22 protein-coding genes are annotated in these 26,125 nt (G+C 62.7%); 12 read left to right on the plus strand and 10 right to left on the minus strand.

What is annotated here, in order from left to right; genetic code table 11:
- Nucleotides 1-178 precede the first annotated feature (178 nt).
- Complete coding sequence (gltX, locus tag FJ548_RS06815; protein WP_140606977.1) at nt 179-1,603, minus strand: glutamate--tRNA ligase; 1,425 nt, start codon at nt 1,601-1,603, stop codon at nt 179-181.
- A gap of 102 nt (nt 1,604-1,705) precedes the next feature.
- Here gltX and FJ548_RS06820 point away from each other — a divergent pair, with 102 nt between their 5' ends.
- Entirely contained in the window at nt 1,706-4,168 is a 2,463-nt protein-coding gene (locus tag FJ548_RS06820) for a ComEC/Rec2 family competence protein (protein ID WP_140777462.1), read from the plus strand.
- Here the strand turns inward: FJ548_RS06820 and lexA are convergent.
- Nucleotides 4,162-4,899: a transcriptional repressor LexA gene (lexA, locus tag FJ548_RS06825; protein ID WP_140606975.1), complete on the minus strand. Its 738-nt coding sequence runs from the start codon at nt 4,897-4,899 to the stop codon at nt 4,162-4,164. The genes FJ548_RS06820 and lexA overlap by 7 nt on opposite strands.
- 395 nt (nt 4,900-5,294) lie before the next feature.
- Nucleotides 5,295-6,068, minus strand: coding sequence for a GntR family transcriptional regulator (locus tag FJ548_RS06830; RefSeq protein WP_140606974.1), 774 nt, complete (start codon nt 6,066-6,068; stop codon nt 5,295-5,297).
- A 151-nt stretch (nt 6,069-6,219) separates the two neighbouring features.
- Here FJ548_RS06830 and FJ548_RS06835 point away from each other — a divergent pair, with 151 nt between their 5' ends.
- From FJ548_RS06835 to kynU, 4 genes are read left to right on the plus strand one after another with little or no spacing between them, the layout of a single operon-like run.
- Nucleotides 6,220-7,200 (plus strand): ABC transporter substrate-binding protein, encoded by a 981-nt coding sequence (locus tag FJ548_RS06835; RefSeq protein ID WP_140606973.1) that lies wholly within the window; start codon nt 6,220-6,222, stop codon nt 7,198-7,200.
- Nucleotides 7,201-7,258: 58 nt separating this feature from the next.
- On the plus strand, nt 7,259-8,038 hold the full coding sequence (locus FJ548_RS06840) for an ABC transporter ATP-binding protein (RefSeq protein WP_140777464.1): 780 nt from the start codon (nt 7,259-7,261) through the stop codon (nt 8,036-8,038).
- A gap of 5 nt (nt 8,039-8,043) precedes the next feature.
- Nucleotides 8,044-8,967 carry an ABC transporter permease gene (locus tag FJ548_RS06845; protein WP_140777466.1) on the plus strand — a complete coding sequence of 308 codons (924 nt, stop codon included), beginning with the start codon at nt 8,044-8,046 and terminating at the stop codon, nt 8,965-8,967.
- A 36-nt stretch (nt 8,968-9,003) separates the two neighbouring features.
- Nucleotides 9,004-10,251 carry a kynureninase gene (gene kynU, locus FJ548_RS06850; protein ID WP_140692851.1) on the plus strand — a complete coding sequence of 416 codons (1,248 nt, stop codon included), beginning with the start codon at nt 9,004-9,006 and terminating at the stop codon, nt 10,249-10,251.
- Between the two features lie 58 nt (nt 10,252-10,309).
- Here kynU and kynA read toward each other — a convergent pair whose 3' ends face one another.
- Both kynA and FJ548_RS06860 read right to left on the minus strand, forming a co-directional pair.
- A complete protein-coding gene (gene kynA, locus FJ548_RS06855; RefSeq protein ID WP_140692848.1) occupies nt 10,310-11,146 on the minus strand; it encodes a tryptophan 2,3-dioxygenase in 837 nt (278 codons plus the stop codon).
- Entirely contained in the window at nt 11,143-12,768 is a 1,626-nt protein-coding gene (locus FJ548_RS06860; RefSeq protein WP_140692846.1) for an AMP-binding protein, read from the minus strand. Before FJ548_RS06860 ends, kynA begins: the two co-directional genes overlap by 4 nt.
- 385 nt (nt 12,769-13,153) lie before the next feature.
- Here FJ548_RS06860 and FJ548_RS06865 point away from each other — a divergent pair, with 385 nt between their 5' ends.
- Both FJ548_RS06865 and FJ548_RS06870 read left to right on the plus strand, forming a co-directional pair.
- Complete coding sequence (locus tag FJ548_RS06865; protein WP_140692844.1) at nt 13,154-14,503, plus strand: hypothetical protein; 1,350 nt, start codon at nt 13,154-13,156, stop codon at nt 14,501-14,503.
- A gap of 88 nt (nt 14,504-14,591) precedes the next feature.
- Nucleotides 14,592-15,422 (plus strand): alpha/beta hydrolase, encoded by an 831-nt coding sequence (locus FJ548_RS06870; RefSeq protein WP_140777468.1) that lies wholly within the window; start codon nt 14,592-14,594, stop codon nt 15,420-15,422.
- Nucleotides 15,423-15,469: 47 nt separating this feature from the next.
- Here FJ548_RS06870 and glp read toward each other — a convergent pair whose 3' ends face one another.
- Genes glp through FJ548_RS06895 form a run of 5 tightly spaced genes read right to left on the minus strand, consistent with a single transcriptional unit; the run spans nt 15,470 to nt 20,875 of the window.
- Nucleotides 15,470-16,675, minus strand: a complete 1,206-nt coding sequence (glp, locus tag FJ548_RS06875) for a gephyrin-like molybdotransferase Glp (protein ID WP_140777470.1) — start codon at nt 16,673-16,675, stop codon at nt 15,470-15,472.
- Nucleotides 16,675-17,157 (minus strand): cyclic pyranopterin monophosphate synthase MoaC, encoded by a 483-nt coding sequence (gene moaC / locus FJ548_RS06880; RefSeq protein ID WP_140760183.1) that lies wholly within the window; start codon nt 17,155-17,157, stop codon nt 16,675-16,677. Before moaC ends, glp begins: the two co-directional genes overlap by 1 nt.
- A gap of 2 nt (nt 17,158-17,159) precedes the next feature.
- Nucleotides 17,160-17,972 (minus strand): indole-3-glycerol phosphate synthase TrpC, encoded by an 813-nt coding sequence (gene trpC / locus FJ548_RS06885; RefSeq protein WP_140760185.1) that lies wholly within the window; start codon nt 17,970-17,972, stop codon nt 17,160-17,162.
- Nucleotides 17,973-17,975: 3 nt separating this feature from the next.
- The gene (gene trpD, locus FJ548_RS06890) at nt 17,976-18,986 is read right to left on the minus strand and encodes an anthranilate phosphoribosyltransferase (protein WP_140777472.1); all 1,011 of its coding nucleotides are present in this window, start codon (nt 18,984-18,986) and stop codon (nt 17,976-17,978) included.
- Entirely contained in the window at nt 18,983-20,875 is a 1,893-nt protein-coding gene (locus tag FJ548_RS06895) for a SurA N-terminal domain-containing protein (protein ID WP_140777474.1), read from the minus strand. The genes trpD and FJ548_RS06895 overlap by 4 nt, the downstream gene beginning before the upstream one ends.
- A 144-nt stretch (nt 20,876-21,019) precedes the next feature.
- On the opposite strand from FJ548_RS06895, the gene tpiA reads away from it, so the two are divergent.
- From tpiA to FJ548_RS06920, 5 genes are all read left to right on the plus strand, one after another.
- The gene (tpiA, locus tag FJ548_RS06900) at nt 21,020-21,790 is read left to right on the plus strand and encodes a triose-phosphate isomerase (RefSeq protein WP_140777476.1); all 771 of its coding nucleotides are present in this window, start codon (nt 21,020-21,022) and stop codon (nt 21,788-21,790) included.
- Between the two features lie 166 nt (nt 21,791-21,956).
- On the plus strand, nt 21,957-22,433 hold the full coding sequence (gene secG, locus FJ548_RS06905) for a preprotein translocase subunit SecG (RefSeq protein ID WP_140692834.1): 477 nt from the start codon (nt 21,957-21,959) through the stop codon (nt 22,431-22,433).
- Between the two features lie 212 nt (nt 22,434-22,645).
- Nucleotides 22,646-23,773 (plus strand): L,D-transpeptidase, encoded by a 1,128-nt coding sequence (locus FJ548_RS06910; protein WP_140777478.1) that lies wholly within the window; start codon nt 22,646-22,648, stop codon nt 23,771-23,773.
- A gap of 130 nt (nt 23,774-23,903) precedes the next feature.
- A complete protein-coding gene (locus FJ548_RS06915; RefSeq protein WP_140777480.1) occupies nt 23,904-25,541 on the plus strand; it encodes a CTP synthase in 1,638 nt (545 codons plus the stop codon).
- Nucleotides 25,542-25,564: 23 nt separating this feature from the next.
- Nucleotides 25,565-26,110 (plus strand): DUF1697 domain-containing protein, encoded by a 546-nt coding sequence (locus FJ548_RS06920; protein WP_140777482.1) that lies wholly within the window; start codon nt 25,565-25,567, stop codon nt 26,108-26,110.
- Nucleotides 26,111-26,125: the final 15 nt, after the last annotated feature.

Below are 26,125 nucleotides of genomic sequence, written 5' to 3' on the forward strand. Positions count from 1 at the left end.
CTCCTTCTCGTTTCATCATGCCGGCAAAGGCAAATTTCTGCGAAGCGACACGTCGAAATCACTGCAATGCGCGTATTCGCCACCGCATTTTAGGAGGTGCGTGCCAGATTGGGCCAAGGCCTAATGTTGCACTGCGAAACCCGCCTTTCAATGCCAATCTTTTTGGGCCAGTTTGCTCCTAATCGATTTGATCCGCTATGCGACCCAGGCTTTCCTCACGCCCCAGCACGGCCAGTACGTCGAACACGCCGGGCGAGGTGCTTTTGCCGGTCAGGGCGGCGCGCAAGGGCTGTGCCACGGCGCCCAGCTTGTGGCCTCCAGCCAGCGCATAGTCGCGGATCGCGGCCTCCGCAGCGGCAGCCGTCCAGTCCCCCGGAAGCGCATTCAAGGCTTCGTGGGCGCCGCGCAGGATCTTGCGGGAATCGTCGTTGAGCAGCAGCGCCGCCTTGTCGTCGACCGGCAGCGGCCGCTCCGCAAACAGGTAAGCGGCGCCATTGACGAGTTCTACCAGCGTCTTGGCGCGCTCCTTCAGGCCCGGAAGGGCCGCCAGCAATTGCGCCTTGTTATGCTCGTTGAGGCGCGCGGCCATCGCCGGGCCGCCCTCGAGATAGGGCAGGGCGGCGATGAAGATGTCGAACAGTTCGGCGTCGCTCATGCGGCGCATATGGACGCCGTTCAGCGCATCCAGCTTGGCGAAATCGAAACGGGCGGCGCCCTTGTTGACGTCGCCGATGTCGAACCAGGAGATCATGTCCTTGATCGACATGATCTCGTCGTCGCCATGGCTCCAGCCGAGGCGCGCCAGGTAATTGAGCAGCGCCTCCGGCAGATACCCCATGGCGCGATAGGCTTCGACGCCGAGCGCGCCATGGCGCTTCGACAGCTTGGCACCGTCGGCGCCGTGGATCAGCGGGATGTGCGACATCGATGGCACGTCCCAGCCCATGGCCTTGTAGATCACCGTCTGGCGGGCCGCATTGGTCAGGTGATCGTCGCCCCGAATGATATGCGTTACGCCCATGTCATGGTCGTCGACGACGACGGCGTGCATGTAGGTCGGGTTGCCGTCCGAACGCAGAATGATGAAATCGTCGAGATCCTTGTTGGGGAATCGCACCTCGCCCTGGACACGGTCGTGCACCACCGTCTCGCCCTCGGTTGGCGCCTTGATGCGGATTGCGCCCTTGACGCCGGGAGGCGCCTCGGACGGATCACGATCACGCCACTGGCCGTTGTAGCGTGGCGGCAGGCCCTTGGCACGCGCTGCCTCGCGCATCGCCTCCAGTTCGGCAGGCGTCTCGTAGCTGTAGTAGGCCTTGCCCAGGCGCACGAGTTCCTCGGCCACCTCGCGATGCCGCGGCGCGCGCTCGAATTGGGAGACAGCGTCGCCGTCCCAGCCAAGACCGAGCCAGGAGAGTCCGTCCAGGATGGCGGCCGTCGCCGCATCGGTCGAACGCTCGCGATCGGTGTCCTCGATGCGCAGCAGCATCGTACCGCCAGTGTGTTTGGCATAGAGCCAGTTGAACAGCGCCGTGCGGGCGCCGCCGATGTGCAGATAGCCGGTGGGCGAGGGGGCAAAACGGGTGACGACCTTGTCGGACATGAAATTCTTGGAAACCATCTGAAGCGGGGTTGGGTTGCGCGGACTTTCGCGCGTCGCGGGTTCATGTACCATAGGGCGACAGGGGTGCAAGGGGCAGACCCGATGGCTGGACGAGGCCGGGGCTCGGATCAGGGCGAGGACGCTGTTGCTGGCGTCAGCGAACGGTCCTTGTTTGCAACGCATCCGGCTATCCCGTTGCCATCACCTACGCCCCTCGTGCCCGCGCCGGGCACCCGGCCGCCGCAGGCGGATATCCCTGCACCAAGTCTATCGCCTGCCGCAGGCAGGATTGCGCGCGTGCGCCGGCAATTCGGCCTGACATCATTGCCTCGCCTGCGCCATGGCGTGGCCAAGGCGGCGGAACTGGAACTTGACCGGGGCATCGCCTTTCTGCTGGTGCCGGTCTGTCTGGCCGCCGGAGCGATCGGCTACTATTCGCTGGCGGCGGAGCCTGATTTTGCCAAGCCTGTAGCGGTCGTCGTGCTGACGGCGCTCTGTGCGCTTGCGTCGCGTTCCTGGCCAAAAACCCATCTGTGTTTCACGGCGATGCTGCTGTGCGCGCTGGGCCTGCTCGCGGCGAAGGTCGAAACATGGCGGGCCGGAACACGAATGCTGGGCTCGGAGATTTCGACTGAAGTGACGGGTCGCGTCGTCTCGCTCGATCGGATGGAGACCGGCCGCATCCGGCTGACCATTGACGTGACGTCCACCGCCCGGCCGAAACTGCGCTATGCGCCGGAAAGGGTCCGGCTTTCGGCACGCAAGATACCGCGGGAATTGACCGCCGGCTCGTTGATATCAGGCTATGCCAAACTCTTGCCGCCGACCGGTCCGGTGCGGCCGGACAGCTATGATTTCTCCTTCGACAGCTATTTCGCCGGCATCGGCGGCAGCGGGTTTTTTCTCGGCAATCCCAGGATTGTCACAGCCGAGGACGATGACATGCCGCTTTCGGCTCGCCTGTCCTCTGCGGTGGAAAATGCCCGCCAATCCATCGCTGGCCGCATCACAGGTATCGTCGGCGGCGCCGAGGGCGAGATCGCAGCGGCACTGATCGTCGGCGTGCGCGCCGGCATTCCCGACGAAATCAACGAGGCGATGCGGCGAACCGGCATCTATCACATCATATCCATTTCCGGACTGCATATGGCGCTGGTCGCCGGCACGGTCATGGGTCTGCTGCGCGGCGCCTTCGCGCTGTTTCCAGATTCTTCCGCACGAAGGCCGGTGAAGAAATACGCGGCCGCCGCAGCGCTGTTCTCGATCGCTGCCTATCTCGTCATTTCGGGCATCGTCGTTGCCGCCGAACGCAGCTTCATCATGCTGGCGGTGATGCTGATCGCGGTTCTGTTCGATCGCGCGGCTCTGACCATGCGCAATCTGGCGATCTCGGCGGTCGCCGTTATCCTGGTCTCGCCGCATGAAGTGGTCGGACCGAGTTTCCAGATGTCGTTCGCCGCGACCGCTGCCCTGGTCGGCGCCTATGCCGGTTGGGCGGATTATCGCGCGAGGAAGATCAGAACGCCTCCGCCCAGACGAACACCGGCCGGTTTTCTCATGGGCAAACTCGTCGCGCTCACAGGAGGCGTGGCAATGACATCCATTATTGCCGGCAGCGCCACGGCGCTGTTTGCCATTTGGCATTTCCAGCGTGTATCGCCGCTCAGCTTGTTCGCCAATCTGGCCGTCATGCCGATCGTTTCGGTCGTGATGTTCCTGGCCGTCGCCAGCGCGTTGCTCATGCCGTTCGGCTTGGATGCGCCATCCCTTTACCTGATGGGCAAGGGCCTGACGGCAATGATCGCCATATCGGCGTGGATATCGGAACGCTCTCCTGTCGATGCGGTCGGGCTGATTTCCCAGCAATCCGTGCTGCTGGTGACGGTCGCCCTGGTCATCGCGACGATGGCGACGACATGGCTGCGGCTCGCCGCACTCCCGTTCGCGCTTGCCGGCCTGTTGACTGTGTCGGATACGCGCACGCCCGATGTGCTGATCTCGGAAGATGCCCGGCTGGTCGCGGTGCCGATCGGCGGTGGCGAACTCGCGGTCAGCCGGGCACGCCCGAACGAATTCACCGTCGACAACTGGAAACGTGCATTGGTATCCGAAAGCATCGTCGTGCCGGAGGTGTTCAACAAGACAGACGGGCAGTTCGCCATTGCCGATGCCGTAAACCTGCCGCCGGGGGCACCGTTCTACTGCACCGACGGCGTCTGCCTCGCCAGGCACCCGTCCGGAGCGATTATCGCGCATGTCGAAGACCGCAAGGATACCTGGAAAGCCTGCGGTTTCGCCGACGTGATCGTCGTCAACGACGCGACTGGCTATGACGCCTGCCATAACCCGCTGGTTCTCGTCGTCACCAAACGGCAACTCGCTCGCAAAGGGAGTGCTGCGGTCTTCTTCGACCGCCAATCGGCGACTGGCCCACCAATCGTCAGCTTCGCCGTCGACAGGCCATACCGTCCCTGGCATGAACAGCGCAAATTCTCGCGCGAGGCGAGGGGCCTGCCGCCCTATAAAAAGCCTGACAATACCAGCGCGCCAGTGCCTGCTCAGTAGCGCCTGATCAGCCCGACGAGTTTGCCTTGCACCTTGACCCTGTCCGGCCCGAAAATGCGGGTCTCGTAGGCCGGGTTGGCGGCTTCAAGGGCAATCGAAGCTCCCTTGCGGCGGAACCGTTTCAGGGTCGCTTCCTCTTCGTCGACCAGCGCCACGACGATCTCGCCCGGGCTCGCTGTATCGGCGTTGCGGATGATGACCGTGTCGCCATCGAAGATCCCGGCCTCGATCATCGAGTCGCCCTTGACCTCCAGCGCATAGTGCTCGCCGCCCATGATCATGTCAGGCGGGACCGAGATGGAATGCGTCTGATGCTGGATGGCATCGATCGGCACACCGGCGGCGATACGGCCCATCACCGGGATCGAGACCGCGGGAACCGCATCGTCGTCATTGCCGGCCGCGGGCAAGCGCGACGGCGCCGGCTTGATCTGGCGACCAAGGTTGCCCTGACCGAGGCTGCCCTGGATGACACTTGGCGAAAATTTTTTTGCCGCGTTGAGGCCGGGCGCGATCGAATCCGGCAACCGCAGCACCTCCAGTGCGCGCGCCCTGTTGGGCAGTCTCCGAATAAAGCCACGTTCCTCCAGCGCCGTGATCAGGCGGTGGATCCCCGACTTGGAGGCAAGATCAAGAGCCTCTTTCATCTCGTCGAAGGAAGGCGGGATGCCGCTTTCCTTGAGCCGTTCATGAATGAACATCAGCAGTTCATGTTGCTTGCGCGTCAGCATGGCGGCCCCCAAGGCATTGAACGAAGGGTCTGAATCGGAATCGAAAAACAAACCCAGAACAAACACTATCTGTTCCAGTTGTGTTCCGCAACCGTTTAAAGTTTAGTGAATTTGTTAAGGGGTTCGAAATTTTTGCCGCCGGCAACAAACGGCAACCGACGCTTACCGACGATTTCTGCCCCGGACACACGCATTGAAATCGTTTTGGTTAATGGCCTGTGGCCCACCCCTTGTTGAGGTTTGGCTTCAGTCGTTTGAAAGGCGCACGGGGCGGATTTATGGAGTCGCCCAGTGTCATCCCAGCGGAACGAAACGAAACCAAAACGCCAACGTTCGCCAGCTCGCTTGGGGGATGGATCCGTGTGTAAGCGTCGGACGGCGCGGAAGCGCCGAAATCATCCGGAAACCGCTTTCAGGCTGCCGGCGCGTGCGGTGTAGTTGTTGGCGCTGCTGTCTTCGCTGTGAACATAGACGTGCAGCGTGTAGCCGATATGCGCCGTCATCAATGCCTTTGCCCGCTCGACATCACGATCGAGCGCCGCCTCCATGATCGCGGTGTGATGCTCGATCGCGATCGCCTCGCGCAGTGCGTCCATGGCCTCTCCATAGCCATGCTTGAGGCCGGCCGCTGCCCGCAAAGTCGGCGCCAGGCCGAGAAAACGATGATGTCGCCGCAGCTGATCCGCGATCGTCGAGCGGAATCGCAGCAGCCAGTTGGACGTCGCAGCACTCAGCAGCGCCGCGTGAAAGGCCTCGTGGCTTTCGTCCCATTGATCGACGGCCGCATCCGAGGGGTCGTCAACCGCGGTCTTGCAGCGAGAGAGCCGGTAATGAGCGGTGACAACGGCATCTTCCCATTGCCTGTCGCCTTTTTCCATCGATTCCAGGAACAGGGGCATCTCGACAACCATCCGCGCGCGCGCCAGGTCCTCGAGTTCGGCCCGCGACACGGGAGCGACGGCAAAGCCGCGATTGCTGATGGCAGTGACAAGGCGCTCGGCTTCAAGCCGAGACAATGCTTCACGCAGCGGCGTCCAGCCGACGCCATATGTGCCGCGCAGCGCACTCAACTTGAGCGGCGCACCCGGCATGAGGCGCGTCGTCAGAATATCGCGCCGCAGCAGCTGATAGGCCGCCTCCGTCTTTGTGGAACTATTCTGATCCTGCATCGCAGTCCGTCCATCGTCAGGCTCGGAAAATTATATATCATGGCGGTGCATGGCAAGAATTATATATAATGTTTGACATGGACCGGCGGACTGACCATGATCGCCTGATGTGCCGTCTTTAAGCGGCGCTAATCAAATCTGGGAGGAAATGATGTTGAAGTCGAAATGGCTGTCAGGATTGGCCCTGGCAGGCGCCTTGATGGTCAGCGCCGGCAGCGCCGCGGCTGATCAGATTCGTATCGGCATAGCCAATTTCGGAGAGCATCCTCAGTTGAATGCCGCCATAGCCGGTTTCAAGAAGGCGCTGACGGACAACGGCTTCGTCGAGGGCAAGGACGTCGTCTACACCGAGAGCCATACCAATTTCGACGCATCGCTGGTGCCGCAGATGATCGCCAAGCTGCAGGCAGAGCAGCCCAAGCTGATTTACACCATCACCACGCCGGTCTCGCAGATCGCCAAGAAGGCGCTCGCAGGGTCCGACATTCCGATCGTCTTTGCCGCGGTCACCGATCCGGTCGCGGCCAAGCTGGTGCCGTCATGGGACTCCGGAGACGAAGGCATGACCGGCGCCAGCGATCTGCAGGATGTCGCCGCGGTGATGGCCTTCACCAAGAAGCTGCTGCCGAACGCCAAGCGCTTTGGCGTGCCCTACAATCCAGGCGAAGCCAATGACGTTGCCCTGATCGAAAAGATCAAGGCGGCGGCACCCGCGGCCGGCTTCGAGGTCGTGGAGGTCGGCATCGACAACGTCAATGACATTCAGCAACGCATCGCTTCGCTCGCCGGCAAGGCCGACGTGATCTACGGCCCGGCCTCGAACCTGATCCAGCCGGCGATCGCCGCTGTCTCCGCAGCCGCTCGTCAGGCTGGAATCCCGGTCGTCAACTCCGATGACAGCGCGGTCCGCAACGGCACCGTACCGGCAAGCTTCGCGGTCAACTACACGCAGGTTGGCGTCAATGCCGGCAACATCGCCGCCGAAATCCTTAAGGGCAAGGATCCGAAGACGATCGCGCCGTCGCGCCCGGCTTACAAGGACCACATGGCAACGATCTCCCGCAAGGCGATGGCCGCGTTCGGCATCGAGATACCCGCTTCGATGGCCGATTGCGGCTGCATCGTCGACTGACGTTGGGCTGCAGCGGTGACGGCGTCGGCGCCGTCACCCTTCAGTTGTGGGAGGAACGATGCTCGAGATCCGATCCGCGCGCAAAGTGTTCTACAAGGGCCAGGCCGACGAGAAGGTCGCGCTGGACGGCCTCAACCTGTCGTTGGCCACGGGCGAGTTCGGTATCGTCATCGGCTCCAATGGGGCCGGCAAGAGCAGCATGCTCAACGCCATTTCCGGAGCTCTCATCCTCGATTCCGGCAGGATCCTGATCAACGGCACCGATGTGACAAACATGCCGGTGCACAAGCGCGCGGCAAAATTGGCGCGCGTCTTCCAGGATCCGATGCGCGGCACAGCCGCCAGCATGACCGTGGCGGAGAACATGTTGTTGGCTGACCTTCGCGGCCACAAACGCGGCTTGCGGCAAGGGCTGAACGCCACCCGGCTTGCGTCCTACAAGGAGCGCTTGTCCATACTGGGTCTCGGCCTTGAAAACCGCCTGGACACACGCGTCGACCTGCTTTCGGGCGGGCAGAGGCAGTCGCTGTCGCTGATCATGGCGGTTGGCGGATCGCCGGACCTGCTGCTGCTCGACGAGCATACGGCAGCGCTCGACCCGCGCACGGCCGAAATCGTCATGCAGGCGACGGTGCGCGCCGTCAATGCGCTGAAACTGACCACGCTGATGGTGACCCACAATATGCAACATGCCGTCGACCATGGCAGCCGGGTGATCATGCTCGACGCGGGCCGGGTCAGGCTGGAAGTCACCGGCGAGGAGAAATCGGCGGTCACGGTTGCAGATCTGATCGGCCATTTTTCCGTCAAGACCGATCGCATGTTGCTGGCGAGCTGATCACCATGAGCTTTATCCAGGACGTTCTGACGAGCTTCGTCGCGATCATCCCGGTCACACTGGCGCAGAGCCTGATCCTGGCCTTTGTCGTGCTCGGGATCATGATCCCGTTTCGCATGCTGAATTTTCCGGATCTGACCAGCGAGGGCGCCTTTCCGCTGGGCGGCTGCGTCTGTGGCGTGCTTCTTGCAGCCGGTGCATCGCCGCTGACAGCCATCGCGGTCGCCGTCGCAGCGGGCTTTGTGGCGGGTTGCTGTACCGCCTTCATCCATCTGCGCTTCCGCATCCACACGCTTCTTGCGGGTATCCTGATGATGACGATGCTCTACAGCATCAACCTGCGCATCATGGGCAAGTCCAATCTCTCCGTCTTCGGCTCGCCCACCGTGTTCGACTGGGTGCCGTTCGCGCGGCCTGGTTTTCCGGCCAGCAAGATCGTTGTCGCCGGCCTTCTCGCGCTCCTCGTCTTCCTGGCGCTCTACATGTTCTTCAGGACCGAGAAGGGGACCGCGGTGCGCGCGGTGGGCGCCAACCCGGACATGGCCGAGGCTCAAGGCATCAATGTCTGGGCGGCGACCATAGGCGGTGTCGGGCTGGCGAGCGCGTTTTCGGCGTCAAGCGGCGCGCTGATGGTGCAGTCGCAGGGATTTGCCGACGTCAATATGGGACTGGGGATTCTCATCAACGGGCTTGCCGCGCTGATGATCGGCGAGGCGGTTATCGGCAAGCAGACGGTCTGGCGTCAGCTGCTGGCGCCTTTCGCCGGCGCGATCATCTACTATCAGCTGGTGTCGTTCTGCCTCGCCGCCGGCATGCCGCCGCCTGACCTGAAGCTTGCCACCGGCTTGTTCGTGCTCGCCATGCTGGCCTTGCCCAGCCTCAAGCGCAGCCGGGGATCCGCGCCGGCTCGCGAAGCCATTCGTGAATAAATTAGAGCGTGAACAAACCAGGGAATGTCTGAAATCATGCGTGCAACGCTCGATCTCGCAGCAGTCGAAGCCATGGATGCGGCGGATCCGCTGCGTGCCATGCGCGACCGGTTCATCTTGCCGGACGGGGTTATCTATCTCGACGGCAATTCGCTAGGCGCGGCGGCTCCCGCCGTCTTCAACGAGCTGCAGAAGGCCGCGACCCAGGAATGGGCGCAGGATCTGATCCGTGCCTGGAACACCGCCGGCTGGTTCGAAATGCCGGTCGTCCTTGGCGACCAGCTCGGACGCCTGATCGGCGCCGCGGCCAGCCAGACGGTGGTCTGCGATACGACCTCGATCAACATCTACAAGGTGCTGCATGCCGCGCTTGGCATGCGGCCGGACCGGTCGGTAATCGTCGCCGAAGGCGACAGTTTCCCAACCGACCTCTATATGGCCGAAGGTGTCGCATCGACACGGCCGGGTACGGTGCTGCGGCTCGAAGGGGTCGACGCGCCTGATATCGAGGACCTCATCGACGAACGCGTCGCCGTCATCCTGGTCAACCACGTCAATTACAAATCCGGGCAGTTGCGTGACATGGCCGCGCTGACGCGCAAGGCCCATCAGGCTGGCGCGCTGATCGTCTGGGATCTCTGCCACACAGCCGGGGCCTTACCGGTCGAACTCGACAGCGCGAACGCTGATTTCGCCATCGGCTGTACCTATAAATATCTCAATGGCGGTCCGGGCGCGCCGGCCTTCATCTACGCCGCAAAACGTCATCACGGCGATGTCCGGCAGCCGCTGAGCGGCTGGTGGGGGCATGCAAGGCCTTTCGCCTTCGAACAGGGCTATGAGGTAGGCACCGGCATCCGCCGGTTCTTGTGTGGTACGCAGCCTGTGCTTTCGATGCGGGCGCTGAAGGGGGCACTGGATCTTTGGGACGACGTAGACATGGCGGTGGTGCGCCAAAAGGGCATCGCGCTGACCGACCTGTTCATTGAGCTCGTCGAGACCAGATGCGGCGCCTACGGCCTTGAGCTCGAAAGCCCGCGAGACGGCAACGCGCGCGGCAGCCAGGTATCGTTCATCCACCCGCAAGGCTATCAGGTAATGCGGGCCTTGATCGAGCGCGGCGTGATTGGCGATTTCCGCGCGCCGTCGACGATCCGCTTCGGCTTCACGCCGCTCTATGTCGGCTACAGGGACGTTTGGCAGGCGGTGGAGGTGCTGGAAGACATCCTGCGCACCGGCGCCTGGCAAGAAGCGCGTTTTGCCGTCAAGACCGCCGTGACCTGAGTGGCTGTTGCCCGAAAGCGTTCAGCGGGCGACGACATTTACGAAGCAAAGGCGCTCGTCAGAGCCGGGTGCGGACGGTCCAGAGTTCCGGAAACAGGACGACCTCGAGCATTTTCTTGAGATAGGAGGCGCCTGACGTGCCGCCGGTGCCGCGCTTCATGCCGATGATACGTTCGACTGTGGTGACGTGATTGAAGCGCCAGCGACGGAAATAGTCTTCGAAGTCAACCAGTTTCTCGGCCAGTTCATAGAACATCCAGTAGCGCTGCGGATCGCGGTAGACGGTCTGCCAGGCGACGAGGACTTCTTCGTTCTCGGTACGGGTTTCACGCCAATTCGTGCGCCTGGCATCGGCACCAATGTCGAACCCGTTGCGCGCCAGAAGCAGCAGCGCTTCGTCGTAGAGTGATGGCTCGGCCAGGATCGCCTCCAGCTTTTGGCTGAGGTCCGGCCGGTGCTTGTGCGGGCCGAGCATTGCGAGGTTACGGTTGCCGGCCATGAACTCGATGGCGCGGTATTGCCAGGACTGGAAGCCCGAGGATTGGCCGAGCGCGTTGCGGAACTCGGTGTATTCGCTGGGCGTCATCGTGCGCAGCACGTCCCAGGCATTATTCAACTGCTCGAAAATGCGTGCGACGCGCGACAGCATCTTGAAGCTCGGCTCAAGCCGGTCAGCCCGAATGGAGCGGATCGCGGCACCGATCTCGTGCAGCGCGAGCTTCATCCAGAGTTCCGATGTCTGGTGCTGGATGATGAACAGCATCTCGTCATGCGCCGACGACAGCGGTGCCTGCGCGTCGAGGACTTTTTCCAGATGCAGATAGTCGCTGTAGGACATGCGCTCCTTGAACGACATCTGTGCGCCTTCGGACGCCGGATCGTAGGGCTCGCTCAATTGATTTTCTCCATGCGCAACCGGAAGCGCTGGATCTTGCCGGTCTGGGTCTTGGGCAGGGCGGCGATGAATTTCACCGAGCGCGGATATTTGTAGGGGGCGATGGTTGCCTTGACGTGGTCCTGCAGGCGCTTGATGGTCAATGCATCGGGCGCAACGCCTTGCACCAGCACGACATGCGCCTCGACGATCTGGCCGCGTTCTGGATCCTCGGCGCCGATCACTGCACATTCGGCGACATCGGGATGCGCCAGCAGCGCCGCCTCGACCTCGGGCCCGGCGATGTTGTAGCCGGCGCTGACGATCATGTCGTCGGAGCGCGCCGCGAAGTGGAAGAAGCCGTCCTCATCCTGGGTGAAGGTGTCGCCGGTCAAGTTCCAGCCGTCGCGCACATAGTCCTTCTGCCGGTCATCGGCCATGTAGCGGCAGCCGGTCGGTCCGCGCACCGCCAGGCGTCCGGGTTGGCCACGCGGCACGTCGCGCATCTCGTCGTCGACAATGCGCGCTTCGTAGCCGACCACAGGCTTGCCTGTCGACGCGGGCTTCATGTCGTCAAAGCGGTTGGAGATGAAGATGTGCAGCATTTCGGTGGCGCCAATGCCGTCGAGGATCGGCTTGCCGGTTTTTTTCGTCCACTCTTCGAAGACCGGGGCCGGCAATGTCTCGCCGGCCGAAACGGCGACGCGCAGCGATGACAGGTCGGCGCCTTCATCCATCGCCTTCAGCATTGCGCGGTAGGCGGTCGGCGCGGTGAAGGAAATGGTCGCTTTGTAGGTCTCGATGATGTGGATCATGTTGGGCGGCGTCGCCTGTTCCAGCAGCGTGGCCACGGCACCGAAGCGCAGGGGAAAGATGGCGAGCCCGCCAAGGCCAAAGGTGAAAGCGAGGGGCGGCGAGCCGACGAAGATGTCGTCCGGCGTTACCTGCAGGACCTCGCGGGCATAGGAGTCGGCGATGATCAGAAGGTCGCGGTGGAAATGCATCGTCGCCTTTGGCACGCCCGTGGTGCCCGAGGTGAAGCCAAGCAGCGCGACGTCGTCGCGGCCGGTATTGACAGCAGTGAAGGTGACAGGCTTGTCGAGGGCAGCGCGATCGAGTTCGGCATCATGGTTGGCGGTGCCGTCGAAGCCGATGACCTGTTTCAGGAACGTGCTGTCCTTGGCGCAGGCGGTCATCTCGTCCATCAGCCTGGTATCGCAAAGCGCGATGGTGATCTCCGCCTTGTCGACGATCTTGGTGAGTTCGCCGGCGCGCAGCATCGGCATGGTGTTGACGACCACGGCGCCGACCTTGGTGGCGGCCAGCCAGCAGGCGACCATTGCGGGGTTGTTGGCGGAGCGGATCAGCACCCGGTTGCCTGGCTTGACGCCGTAATTCTCGACCAGCGCATGGGCGAGTCTGTTCGTCCAGTCGGACAATTCCTTGTAGGTGCGGCGGCGACCATTGCCGATCAGTGCGGTGTGGTCACCGAGACCTCTTTCGACCAGCCTGTCGGTCAATTCGACGCCGGCGTTGAGATGTTCGGGATAGTCGAAGCCGTCGAGCAGGAAGTCCGGCCATTGATCCGGCGGCGGCAGATGATCACGTGTGAACGTATCGATATGCGCTGAAGGCCCAAGCATCTCGCCGCTATCCTGTCTGCTGCCTGGCCGGTGCGCGCGGCACCTGGCGAGGTGGTGGATATGAAGTTCCCGTCTTTCGCGAGAGGGCTTCGTGCAGCCAGCTACACCTGTTCGGCGACGCCACCGGAAGGTGGACATCTGTAGGTTTAGACAGCACAGCAGACCTCCCATTGTCGGCTGTTCGTCCGGCAGGATCGCACCAGTCGGAATTTGTTTCAAGCCTAAAATGTTTTGCCCCGCATTGACGTGTGCGGCCTAGGAAACGATGGGAAAATCGAGAAAAGTGTCTTGCCGGGTCGCCAGGGCGGCGCATAAATCACTGGGCTTTGCGATGTCACTGAGCCGACGGACCATATCGTCGCCGAACAGAGCCTGGAGAGCCGCCATGCCCCACGACCTTAATGGTCTGATGAAATTCCTCGATCGCGACGAGTGGCGCGGCTGCTTCGAAGAAGTGTTCGACGAACACTTCGGCCCGGTGCTGGAGGTCGGCGATGCGGAGTTTGAAGATCTTGCCGAAGTCATCGGCGACGACTGGGCTATGATACTGTGGGGCTGCGCCTTTGAGGATTTTCTGACGCAGGACTTCGATGTCGAAGGGGGCAACATCGTCGACGAGTATCTCAAGCGCCGCGGCTGGAAGGAGGGCGCTCGGACAAAGACCTACATGAAGGCGTTGCGGACCTCGATCATGAGTCTTTACGAGGTGAGCGACATCGTGCCGGGAAAATCGCTTGTGGCGCGCGACCTAATTCGCGGCGGCGATCCAATCGTCGTCAGTGAAGGCACGGCTACCAAAGCGCTAAAACAGTGGGACAGGATCGCCGCCCGCATCGTGCCTGTTATGGGCAAGAACATCTTAGCCGGTGGACTTTTGTCCTTCACACCGCGGGCCACGGAAATGCTGCTCGATGGACTGCGGCGCACCTTCGGGAAAAGGGGCGCGAAGAAACTCCCCGCGATCAGGAGCGAAGATCTACAGGAGGTCGCCGCCATATTCACCTTGTCGTGGCTGTTCGACACGCTCGATCGGGCCATGAACAGGCCTTCGGTTCAAAACTCGGATGGCGACGACATCATGTTTCACAATGTCCAGTTTCCACTGGCACCCGGCGCAACCCAGAAAGACATCGCCGCGCGGTTGAATGTCATTCAGGGAATGGCACAGGAAAACCCGAAATTCTGGAACTGGCTAGAAGACGAGCCGACTGGCCGAGGGAAAAAGAAGCAAGGCGGCTCGCCTTCTCTTGATACCACCATGGACACTGGTTTGCGTGTTCTGGGCAATGTCGAGTTGAAGGGACGCTTCCTGCACCTTTCAACCAATTCCTCCAGGCGCGCGGACGAGGGGACCACCTTGCTTCGGCAGTTTCTCGGCGAACTGGTCGGCACACCTCTGACCGAAATCGTCACCGTCGACCAGATGATCGCCGAGCGACGGACCCACGGTCGCAAGAAGGCTTCCTCGAAAATTCCTCCCGAAATGGCCGAAGAAGTCGTCCACGAGTTCATGGACCGCCAATACCGTGAAACCCTCGATCAGCCGGTCGGTATGCTTGGCAATAAGACCCCGCGCCAGGCCGCCAAAACACCGATGGGCCGCCAAAAGGTGGCCGAGTGGCTCAAATACCTCGAAAACCAGACGGCAAAGCGGCCGGATCCAACGGATCCCATGGCTACCTACAGCTTCCAATGGATGTGGCGAGAACTCGGCGTCCATGATTTACGTCAATAATCGCGCCGCACATCCTGTCCAGTGCTGGGTCGGGAACACCCTGCCGGTTTTTAGCTGCTGAAAGATGCCGATCTTGGGGAGGACACGAATGCTCGACCATCGCATTGCCGATTGGGACAATGCCTACGCCAACGGCGCGAACATTGCCGGCGGCGATCGCTGGCCGGCCGCCTGGGCGGAACCCGCGCAAGCGTTTCGTGACGCGATGTTGGCGCAAGGCCGCGCAAGGTTCGACATCGCCTATGGCGATCGACCGCGCAATCGGTTCGACCTTTTCCTTCCCGAGGCCGCTCCCAAGGGGCTCGTCATGTTCATCCATGGAGGTTACTGGCTGGAGTCCGACAAGAGCACCTGGTCGCACCTCGCCAAGGGCGCGGTCAGCAGCGGCTTCGCCGTGGCGATGCCATCCTATACGCTGTGCCCGGACATACGCATCGCCGGCATCGTCGGCGAAATCGGTGCGGCAATCGGCAAAGCGGCGGCGATGGTCGAGGGGCCTCTGATGCTGTCCGGACATTCGGCCGGCGGGCATCTCGCCAGCCGCATGGTGACCACAACCACGCCTCTGGCTGGTGACGTGGCAAGGCGCGTACGTCATGTCGTTTCGATTTCGGGCCTCCATGATTTGCGGCCGCTGATGCGCACCGGCATGAACGCAGCATTGGCAATCGATGAGGCCGAAGCCCTGGCCGAAAGCCCGGCGCTGCTGCGTCCCATGGATGGTGTTCGCATCACCTGTTGGGCTGGCGGCGGCGAGCGTTCCGAATTCCTGCGCCAGAACGCGTTGCTGGCCAACATCTGGACTGGGCTCGGCGCCACCACCAGTGTCGTCGTCGAACCCGACCGGCATCATTACGACATTGTCGACGGCCTCGCCGATCCGGCGCATCCGCTGACGCGAGCCTTGATCTCGCAATAACCGAGATCATTTTCCATCTTGTTATCAGATATCTATATGGCGGCTCTTCAGCGCAGCATCAGCACGCTGCAAGATTGTCCGGCAGCTGACGCAGGGGTAAACGGGGATCGCACGATCAGCCCATTGGCGTCAGCCAGCATCCTCAGCATCGAGGAGTCCTGGATGCTGAACGGCGTCGCCACCAGCCCGCCATCGTCCTCCCTGACCACCGCCCGAACGTAATCCTGGCGCAGATCATTGGCCGCCATTGCGGCGCCCAGCCGCGCCTGGCGTATGTCCTGACGATAGTCACGGCCGCCAAGCCTTGCCAGCAGCGGCTTCAGGAACAATTGCGAGCAGACCAGGCTTGCCACGGGGTTGCCGGGAAGGCCGACGCATCTTATCCCGCCGAGACGCCCGAACATCAGCGGCTTGCCGGGACGCATGGCGATCTTCCAGAAGCCGAGCGTCATGCCTTCGCCCGTCAACACGTCGTGGATCAGATCGTGGTCGCCAACCGAGGCGCCGCCGAGAGTGACGATGACATCCGCGCCGGCCCCGACCGCTTTCCTGACCAGCGCGGCGATTGCGTCCTGGCGGTCGGCGGCAATGCCAAGATCGAGCGCGTGGGCGCCGACAGACTGAGCGGTGGCGGCGACGCCATAGGCGTTGGACGAGATGATCTGGTCCGGCCCGGGTTCGCTGCCGGGCGGCAACAACTCGTCCCCGGTGGCGATGATGGCGACCAGCGGCCGTTTCACCACGCTCACTCGGGGATGATTGGCCGATGCTGCCAGGGAAAGGGCTGCCGGATCCAGCATCCGTCCCTTCTCCAGCAGGACGTCGCCCCTGGAAAAGTCGAGGCCGATGCGGCGGATGTTGCGCCACTCGGCGGTGGGTTCGATCACTTCGATATCGCCACCGCCAATATCGCGGACATTCTCCTGAATGACGATGGTGTCGGCGCCGTCAGGCAGCGGCGCCCCTGTGAAGATGCGCACCGCCTGCGCCTTGCCGACCGTGCCGTCGAAGCCACGTCCGGCCGGCGCCATCCCGATTACCGAGAGTTTCGACGGTACGGAGGCTACATCTTCGGCACGGACGGCATAGCCGTCCATCGCTGAAGCGTTGAAGGGCGGCTGGGTGCGCAGCGCCACGACCGGTTCCGCCAGCACGCGATCAGCCGCTTCGATCAGAGGCACGCTTTCACCGGCCAGCGGCACGGCGCCGTCCAGCAGGCGTTCCAGCGCCTCCACCACCGGAAGCAGCGCCATCAGGCACCTACCTTGTAGTCGCCCGACTTGCCGCCGGTCTTTTCGACCAGCCGGATGCCGGAGATGACCATTGCACGGTCCACCGCCTTGGCCATGTCATAAATGGTCAGGCAGGCCACAGATGCGGCGGTCAATGCTTCCATCTCGACGCCGGTCTTGCCGGTGACGCGCGCCAATGCGGTGACTTTGAGGCCTGGCAGCGCGTGGTCCGGCTCGATGTCCACGGAAACCTTGGTCAACAGCAGCGGATGGCAGAGCGGGATCAGCTCATGTGTCTTTTTCGCCGCCATGATGCCGGCGATGCGCGCGGTGCCGAGCACATCGCCTTTCTTGGCGTCGCCAGCGAGGATGGTCTTCAGCGTTTCGGGCTGCATCGAGACGAAACCCTCGGCGATCGCCGTGCGCGTCGTCTCGTCCTTGTCGCCGACATCGACCATGTTGGCCTCGCCATGCGCGCCGAGATGGGTGAGGGCAGGTGCCATCGTCAGACGGCCTCGGCCGACGCCTTGCCCGTCAACAGCAGGCGCGTCGCCATGGCGACGTCCTGTTGGCGCATCAGGCTCTCACCGACGAGGAAGGTGCCGATGCCACTCTTCTGCATCCTGAGGCAATCATCATGGGTGAAGATCCCGCTTTCGCTGACCAGCAGGCGATCGGCAGGCACCATCGCGGCCAGCCGCTCCGAGGTTTCAAGGCTGGTCTCGAATGTTCTGAGATTGCGGTTGTTGATACCGATCAGCCGCGAAGACAGCTTTACCGCGCGCTCCGTCTCCGCCTCGTCATGCACCTCGATCAGCGCATCCATGCCGAGTTCGAACGCCGTCGCTTCAAGCTCGCTCGCCAGGGCATCGTCGACGCTGGCCATGATGATCAGGATGGCATCAGCGCCCCAGGCGCGGGCCTCAAAGACCTGATAGGGATCGAACAGGAAATCCTTGCGCAGTGCGGGCAGGGCGACTGCTGCTCTTGCCCTGGTGAGGAATTCCGGCGCGCCCTGGAAGGACGGCGCATCGGTCAACACCGAAAGACAGGCGGCACCGCCCTTCTCATAAGCCTTTGCCAATGCCGGTGGATCGAAATCGGCACGGATCAGCCCTTTGGAGGGGCTCGCTTTCTTGATTTCGGCGATCAGCGCGAAACCGCTCGATCCGCGCTTCGCCTCGAGAGCCGCAAGGAAGCCGCGTGGCGCATCCGTGTCCTTTGCCCGCGCCTTGATCTCGGTCAGCGGCAGGCGCGCCTTGGCGGCGGCGATCTCGTCGCGCTTGTAGGCCTCGATCTTGCGCAGAATGTCAGACACGGTTCACCCGTTCGAAATTTCGACCAAATGGTCGAGCACCTGCAGCGCCCGGCCGCTGTCGATGGCCTGCGCGGCCATCGCGATGCCGTCGCCAAGCGTCGTCGCCTTGCCGGCGATCACCAGTCCGGCGCCGGCATTCATCAACACCGTGTCGCGGTAGGCGCCAGCAGCGCCGCCCAGCATATCGCGCAATGCCTTGGCATTGTAGGCGGCATCACCGCCGCGCAGCTCGTCCTTGGCATGGCGCTTCAGCCCAACCTCTTCCGGGGTCAGTGTGAAGCTGCGGATCTCGCCGCCAACCAGTTCGGCGACCTGGGTCTCGCCGGTTGTGGTGATCTCGTCATAGCCATCGCCATGCGCCACCCAGGCATGCTCGGTGCCCAGCGCCTTCAGCGTCTCGGCCACCGGCATGATCCATTCCGGCAGGAATACGCCGACCATCTGGCGCTTGACGCCAGCCGGATTGGAAAGCGGGCCGAGCAGGTTGAAGATGGTGCGGGTGCCAAGCTCGACGCGGGTCGGGCCGACATGCTTCATCGCCGGATGGTGCGCGGGCGCGAACATGAAGCCGACGCCCGCCTCATGGATGCAGCGGCCGATGAGCTCGGGCGAGAGATCGATCTTGACCCCGAGCGCGATCAGGACATCGGCCGCGCCGGTCAGCGACGACAGGCCGCGATTGCCGTGCTTGGCGACGGGAACGCCACTGGCGGCGATGACGAACGCCGAGCCCGTCGAAATGTTGACGCTGTGGGAATTGTCGCCGCCGGTGCCGACGATATCGATCGCGCCGGCGGGTGCCTCAACGCGGAGCATCTTGGCGCGCATCGTGGCGACAGCGCCCGAGATTTCGCTCACCGTTTCACCGCGCACGCGCAGCGCCATCAGGAAGCCGCCGATCTGCCCGGGGGTCGCGTCGCCCGACATGATGATGTCGAAGGCCTCACGCGCTTCCTCGAAGGAAAGCGCGGTACCGGCCGCGACCTTGGCGATATGGGTTTTCAGCGCGCTCATCTTGTCGAGGCTTGGGCAACGGCGGCCTGGTCGACGCGGACGCCGTACTGCGTCTGCAGCTGCGCCACCAACTGGTCGAGCAGATCGTCCGACATGCCGGAGGTGAAAGATTTTTGCGCATCCTCCGGCACCGAACTGGCATCGGCCCCGGCGGGTTCGAACACTTCGGCGACCTTGAACAGGATCTGTCCATCGCCGGTGGGCGAGGGGATCAATCCAGTGCCGCCTTCGCCGACGCCGAACATGACGGCGGCGCCCTCCTTGCCGAAATCGGCGTCGTCGGCTTCGCGCTTCAGGCCGCGCTTGGTCTGCTTTTCCAGCTTGAGCTCACCCGCGATCACGTCGAGCGTCGCGCCGGCCTTGAGCCGCTTTTCGAGTTCATCCGCCTTGGCGGCGAGCCGCTTGGTCGTCTCCGCCGCCGTCCAGTCGGCGACGACTTTCTGGCGGACCTCTTCCAGCGTGCGGTCGCGAGCCGGCGTGATCGCACCAACCTCATAGAAGATGAACCCGTTATCCGCCGTGGTCAGCGCTTCGTTTTCGGTGTTGGGTTCCGCGTCGAAGACTGCCTTGATCAGTGCCGGCGATTCCGGCAGATCCTTGACGATGGAACCATCCGGCCTGAGGCCATTGCGATCGATGGCGTCGATGGTGACGTCCTTCAGTTTCAGTTTTGCGGCCGCAGCCGCCAGCGAACTGCCGGACGCGCGGGTGTCTTCATAGTTATCGTGCACATCCAAAAGGATGCGGCTTGCCTCACCCAGCGCCAGGTCCTTGCGGATCTGGTCCGACACTTCGGCCAGTGGCTTCACCACCTCGGGCTTGATCTCGGTGACGCGCAACAGCACTGGACCGAAGGCACCCTGGACGACCTGGCTGACTTCGTTGGCGTTGAGCGCGAAGGCGGCATCGGCAACCGCCTTGTCGGCGATCTTGTCCTTGGCGAGTGTGCCAAGCAGCGTGTCGGCGGGGGTCTTGCCTTCGGCGGTCACCAGCTTTTCGAAAGTGGCGCCTGCCTTGAGCGAATCGAGCGCCGCTTTGGCAGCGTCCGGTGTCTTGAACACAAGCTGCTCGATGGTGCGCATCTCGGGCGTGGTGTAGCGCGCCTTGTTCTTGTTATAGTCGTCGCTCACCTGTTGGTCGGTGACCGCGGTCGGATCCATGATGTCCGCCGGCTCGAGCCGGACATAGGAGAATTTCCGGTATTCGGGTGCGGCGTAGGTTTTCTTGTTGGCCTCGAAATAGGCCTGAAGCACGCTATCGCTCGGCGCCTCTATGGGTTGGACGAGTGTCTTCGGCAACATCAGGTAATCGACGGTGCGGTCCTCGCCGCGGTAGAGTGCCACCGCCTTGAGGAAAGTGTCCGGCGCCTTGAGGCCGTCCGAGACCGCTTCGACGATCTGCTGACGCACCGCGACCTGGGCGCGGTTCTTCAGATAGTCCTCGGGCCGCATCCCGACCTCGCGCAACAGGTACTCGAACGTCCTCCTGTCGAACTGGCCGCTCGGGCCCTTGAACGCAGGGTCTTCGCGCGTTAGCTCGGCCAGCCTGTCCTTGGACAAGCCCAGACCCAGCTTGCGCGCCTGTTCGTCGAGAACGGCACCGGAAACCAGCTGCGACAGCACCGTGTTGTCGATGCCAAGCGCCTTTGCCTGTTCGTGGGTGAGGCGCTGGCCGAACTGCTGCGACATGACGGCGAGCTGGCGATCATAGGCAAGGCGATATTCGTTGATCGACACCTTGGTGCCACCCGCCGTTATGACCGAATCGTGGCCCGCAAAGCCGCCCATCAGCCGCCCGGAAATGCCCCAGGCGGCGAAACTCACCACCAGCAGCGAAAGCAGTGACTTCGCGACCCAGGTACCCGCCGCGCTTCTCAATGTACCAAGCATGGTTACTTCCGATTTATGCGCATTTTCGGATGCGCCGAGTCTGAAACAAGCGCAATAGCGCCCTTCCGGCCCACTGTCGATTGCTTTGTGGCTTGATTTTGGTAGTGAGGGCCAGAGCCCGATATCGCCCCGGAGAAGCAGACCATGACACCAGGAATTCGCCCGCTCGTCGCCGGCAACTGGAAAATGAACGGCACCAGCGCCTCGCTGAACGAACTCAGGATGATCGGCAATGGGTTCATGAGCGGGCTCGACGCGGAAACCGAGGCACTGATCTGCGTTCCCGCGACGCTGCTTTCCCATGCCGCGGAGATTCTGTCGCGCACGCCGGTCCATGCCGGTGGTGAGGATTGCCACCCCAAGGAAAGCGGCGCCTACACCGGCTGCATCTCGGCGGAGATGCTGAAGGACGCGGGCGCGAGCCATGTCATCGTCGGCCATTCCGAGCGCCGCGAGCAATGCGGCGAGGACGATGCGACTGTCCAGGCCAAGGCCGCCGCCGCATGGCGTGCCGGGCTCGTGGCGATCGTTTGCGTCGGCGAGACGCGGCAGGAGCGCGAGGCCGGAGCCGCGCTGGAGGTGCTGTCGCGCCAGGTCGCCGGCTCGGTGCCGCCAAGCGCCACGCCATCCAACACCGTCATTGCTTATGAGCCGATATGGGCGATCGGCACCGGCCTGACGCCAACCGCGGCCGACGTGGCCGAAGCGCATGCGCATATCCGCGAAAGGCTGTCGGAAAAACTCGGCGCCGCCGCTGCCAGGATACGCATTCTTTATGGCGGCTCGGTCAAGCCGTCGAATGCCGTGGAGTTGCTTGGCGTCCGGAATGTCGATGGCGCGCTGGTTGGCGGCGCCAGCCTGAAAGCTGCCGATTTCCTCGGTATCGCGGAAGCGTATCGCAGCATTTCAGGATGAATCCACGACGATGGACGGGTCGCGGCGCGTCCAAATTCGTTGCAAAGGACGCGTTGCTTCCCATATTCCGGCCACGGGCTTGGAAATGCCGTGAAAGCATTGTATTGAGCCGCCTCCAATTCACCGGTCGTGTCCGCGGCCGGGCAGGGCCTTGCCAGGATAAACTATGCAAACCGTACTGATCGTCATCCATCTCATGGTCGTGCTCGCCCTTGTCGGCGTGGTGCTGCTGCAACGCTCTGAAGGCGGCGGCCTTGGTATTGGTGGCGGATCGGGCTTCATGACGGCGCGCGGCGCCGCCAATGCGTTGACGCGTGCGACGGCGATCCTGGCGGCCGCTTTCTTTGTGACGTCGCTGACATTGTCGATCATTGCCCGCTACGGCGAGAAGCCGATCGACATTCTCGATCGGGCTCCCGCGACCTCGGACGGCGCCGGCAAGGGCGTGCTCAACCAATTGCCCGGCACGACGACCCCGGCGCCCGCCGGCACTGCCACGCCGACGCCGCCATCCGGCAATGACGCCGCCACGAAGCCTCCGGCAACAGCGCCGGCCACCGCGCCCGCCGCCGGTTCTACGTCGCCGGCGACGAACGGCGCCACCAACACCGCGCCGGCGGCGCCGCAGGTCCCGAACCAGTAGCCTCCACTTCTCCCAAACCGCGACCTGTTGTCGTTTGAACACAGTCGCGGCAAATGCTGCGCGATCACGAAGATTCGACGCGCAGCAGCGAGGTCTCGCGCTTGAGACCGCCGAGCTTATTCGACTATAGATTGCACGCGGCATTTTCGGTGTCCTTGGGGGACGCCGGGCGACGCCGTGGGCAACAAGCATTGAACGATCGGATCTTCGCCATGCAGCTTCGCAGCTTCATTCTCCTGGGACTTTGCGCCGTACTTGGCCTCAGTTCCCCGGCCTTCGCCGGCGTACCGGCCAATCTGGCCGCCAATCAGTCGGTCGAGAAAACCGACGCCATCAACGTCGCGGTCAAGAGCGATGCGGCGCAGTTGAGGCTTCTCAAGAAGAAGAAAAACCCGACCCCGGCCGATCTCGCCCAGATCGAGAAGATCGAGGCCAAGATCGCCGCCGACAAGGAAGATGCCAAGGCCAAGGCGCTGGAGGCCAGGAAGCTGGCGATGCGCGAGGCGGCAAAAGCAAAGGCCGAGGCGGAACGGCAGGCCTTCCTGGCCAACAAGGGCAAGAGTGCCCCGGCGACCGACGTGGCCGAGGCGAAGCCCGCCAAGAAGACCACCAAGATCATCGAACCGGTGACGCCGATCGAGCCGATCCAGTCGGCCGAACCGATACCAGCCGAGGTGATGAACGTCGCGCTGACCGGCAACAATGGCGAGCTGCGCAGCGAGACGCCCGGCCAGAAGCAGACCACCAGCGGCAGCGGCCTGTTCGCCGGCCTGTTTGGCGGCCAGATGTCATCGTCCTCGATCAACTATCTGCCCGAGACGCGCGCGCTTGATTCGGCCCTTGCCAAGCGAGACGCCAAGAAGCCGTTCAAGGTGAAACCGGAATTCGTGCCGCAGGACGTGGATTTCACCGGTTACGAAGCAGGCACCATCGTCATCGACACCAGCGCCCGCCGTCTCTATCTCGTCGAATCATCGTCCACCGCCCGTCGCTATGCGATCGCGGTCGGCCGCGAAGGCCTGCAGTTCAAGGGCACCGTCGCGGTCGGCGACAAGCAGGAATGGCCGCGCTGGATCCCGACGCTTGACATGCAGAAGCGCGAGCCCAAGCATTACGGCCAGTACAAGGACGGCATGCCTGGAGGCGGCCAGAACCCGCTCGGCGCACGCGCCATCTATCTCTATGACGGCAAGAAGGACACGCATCTGCGTATCCATGGCACCATCGCGCCGCAGTCAATCGGAACCAGCGCTTCCAATGGCTGCTTCCGGATGATGAACGAGCACGTCATGGACCTCTACAGCCGCGTCAGGATCGGCACCAAAGTCGTCATCATCTGACGCTTCCACCAACATCCCGAAAGGGCCGGCTCAGCCGGCCCTTTTGTTTTGCCTCGTCTCCGGCGCCTCTTGAGAAAAATCCTTCGCGGCGGTTTTTTCTCTGGCGGAATCAATCAGGCCGCGTTAAGCGATGAATCCCATGGCGCGATATGTATTCATCACAGGCGGCGTGGTTTCCTCACTTGGAAAAGGCATAGCCGCAGCGGCCCTTGGGGCTCTCCTGCAGGCGCGAGGCTATCGCGCACGCATCAAAAAACTCGACCCTTACCTCAATGTCGACCCCGGCACGATGTCGCCGTATCAGCATGGCGAGGTGTTCGTCACCGATGACGGCGCCGAGACCGATCTCGATCTTGGCCATTACGAGCGCTTCACCGGCCGCTCGGCCAATCAACAGGACAACATCACCACCGGCCGCATCTACAAGAACATCATCGAGCGCGAGCGGCGCGGCGACTATCTCGGCGCCACGGTGCAGGTCATTCCGCACGTTACCGACGAGATCAAGAATTTCGTCCTCAACGGCAATGACGACTATGATTTCGTGCTGTGCGAGATCGGCGGCACGGTCGGCGACATCGAGGCGATGCCTTTCCTCGAGGCCATCCGCCAGCTCGGTAACGATCTGCCGCGCAACAACGCCGTCTATGTGCATCTGACATTGATGCCCTACATCCCGACGGCCGGTGAGCTGAAAACCAAGCCGACTCAGCATTCAGTCAAGGAATTGCGCGGCATCGGCATCGCGCCCGATATTCTTTTGGTGCGAGCAGATCGCGCCATCCCCAAGGAGGAGCGCAGAAAGCTCTCGCTGTTCTGTAACGTCCGGGAAAGCGCGGTCATCCAGGCGCTCGACGTGCCGCACATCTACGACGTGCCGATGGCCTACCACAAGGAAGGGCTTGATTCGGAAGTGCTGGCGGCCTTCGGTATCGACCCGGCGCCGAAGCCGCGCATGGAGCCCTGGCAGAAAGTGTCGGACCGGATCCACAATCCGGAAGGCGAGGTGACCATCGCCATCGTCGGCAAATATACCGGCCTCAAGGACGCCTACAAATCGCTGATCGAGGCACTTTCGCATGGCGGGCTGGCCAATCATGTCAAGGTCAAGCTCGACTGGATCGAATCGGAGATCTTCGAAAAGGAGGATCCGACGCCGTGGCTGGAAAAGGTGCACGGTATCCTGGTTCCCGGCGGCTTTGGAGAGCGTGGCTCCGAAGGCAAGATTCTGGCGGCGAAGTTCGCGCGCGAGCGCAAGGTGCCGTATTTCGGCATCTGCTTCGGCATGCAGATGGCTTGCATCGAGGCGGCGCGCTCGCTGGCCGGCGTCGAAGACGCGTCCTCGACCGAATTCGGCCCGACCAAGGAGCCGGTCGTCGGGCTGATGACCGAATGGCTGAAGGGCAACATGCTGGAGAAGCGGCGGGAAACCGGGGATCTCGGTGGCACGATGCGGCTCGGCGCCTATCAGGCCGATCTCGCCAAGGGATCCAAGATTGCCGACATCTATGGCGACACGCAGATTTCCGAGCGCCACCGTCATCGCTACGAGGTCAACATCGACTACAAGCAGCGGCTCGAGGATTGCGGCCTGGTGTTTGCCGGCATGTCGCCCGATGGCGTGTTGCCGGAAACGGTCGAATACCCTGACCATCCCTGGTTCATCGGCGTGCAGTATCACCCCGAGCTGAAGAGCCGACCACTCGATCCGCATCCGCTGTTCGCCAGCTTCATCGAGGCGGCGGTGGAACAGTCACGCCTGGTTTGAGCGACAGGCCGGAGGATCTGGCCATGCAAACTTATGTCGCGCTGCTCTACAGCATTGGCCTCGGCGAAGGGCGGCGCCTGGTCATGTCCGACCTGAGGGCAATGGCGGAGGACCTGGGCCTCAAGAATGCCCGCACGCTGATTGCGACCGGCAATCTGGTCTTCGAAGCGCGGGCACACAAGATTTCCAGTTTAGAGCAGCGGCTGGAAACAGCCTTCGAAAAGACCTTTGGCCGCCATGTCGATATCATCGTGCGCGGCGCGAAGGACTGGCTAAAGCTTGCTGCCGGCAATCCATTCGCCGATCAATCCGTAGATGCTGGCGACCAGGTAGCGGTGCGGGTGATGCGGGAGCCGGTGCCGCCGGACACTGCCGCGACGCTGCAGGCCTATGCCTGCGCAGATGAGAAGGTGCTCGAGGTCGGCGGCGACATCTGGGTGGTCTTTTCGCGCGAGCGACCAAGCTCCCGGCTGCTTGCGGCGACCAATCACAAGCGTCTCGGCGTCGGCACGTCGCGCAACTGGAACACGGTGCGCAAGCTGGCCGAGATGGTCGAAGATAGGCAGTAGGCAGTAGGCAGTAGG

Source organism: Mesorhizobium sp. B2-4-17 (genome assembly GCF_006441275.1).
Classification (GTDB): Bacteria; Pseudomonadota; Alphaproteobacteria; order Rhizobiales; family Rhizobiaceae; genus Mesorhizobium.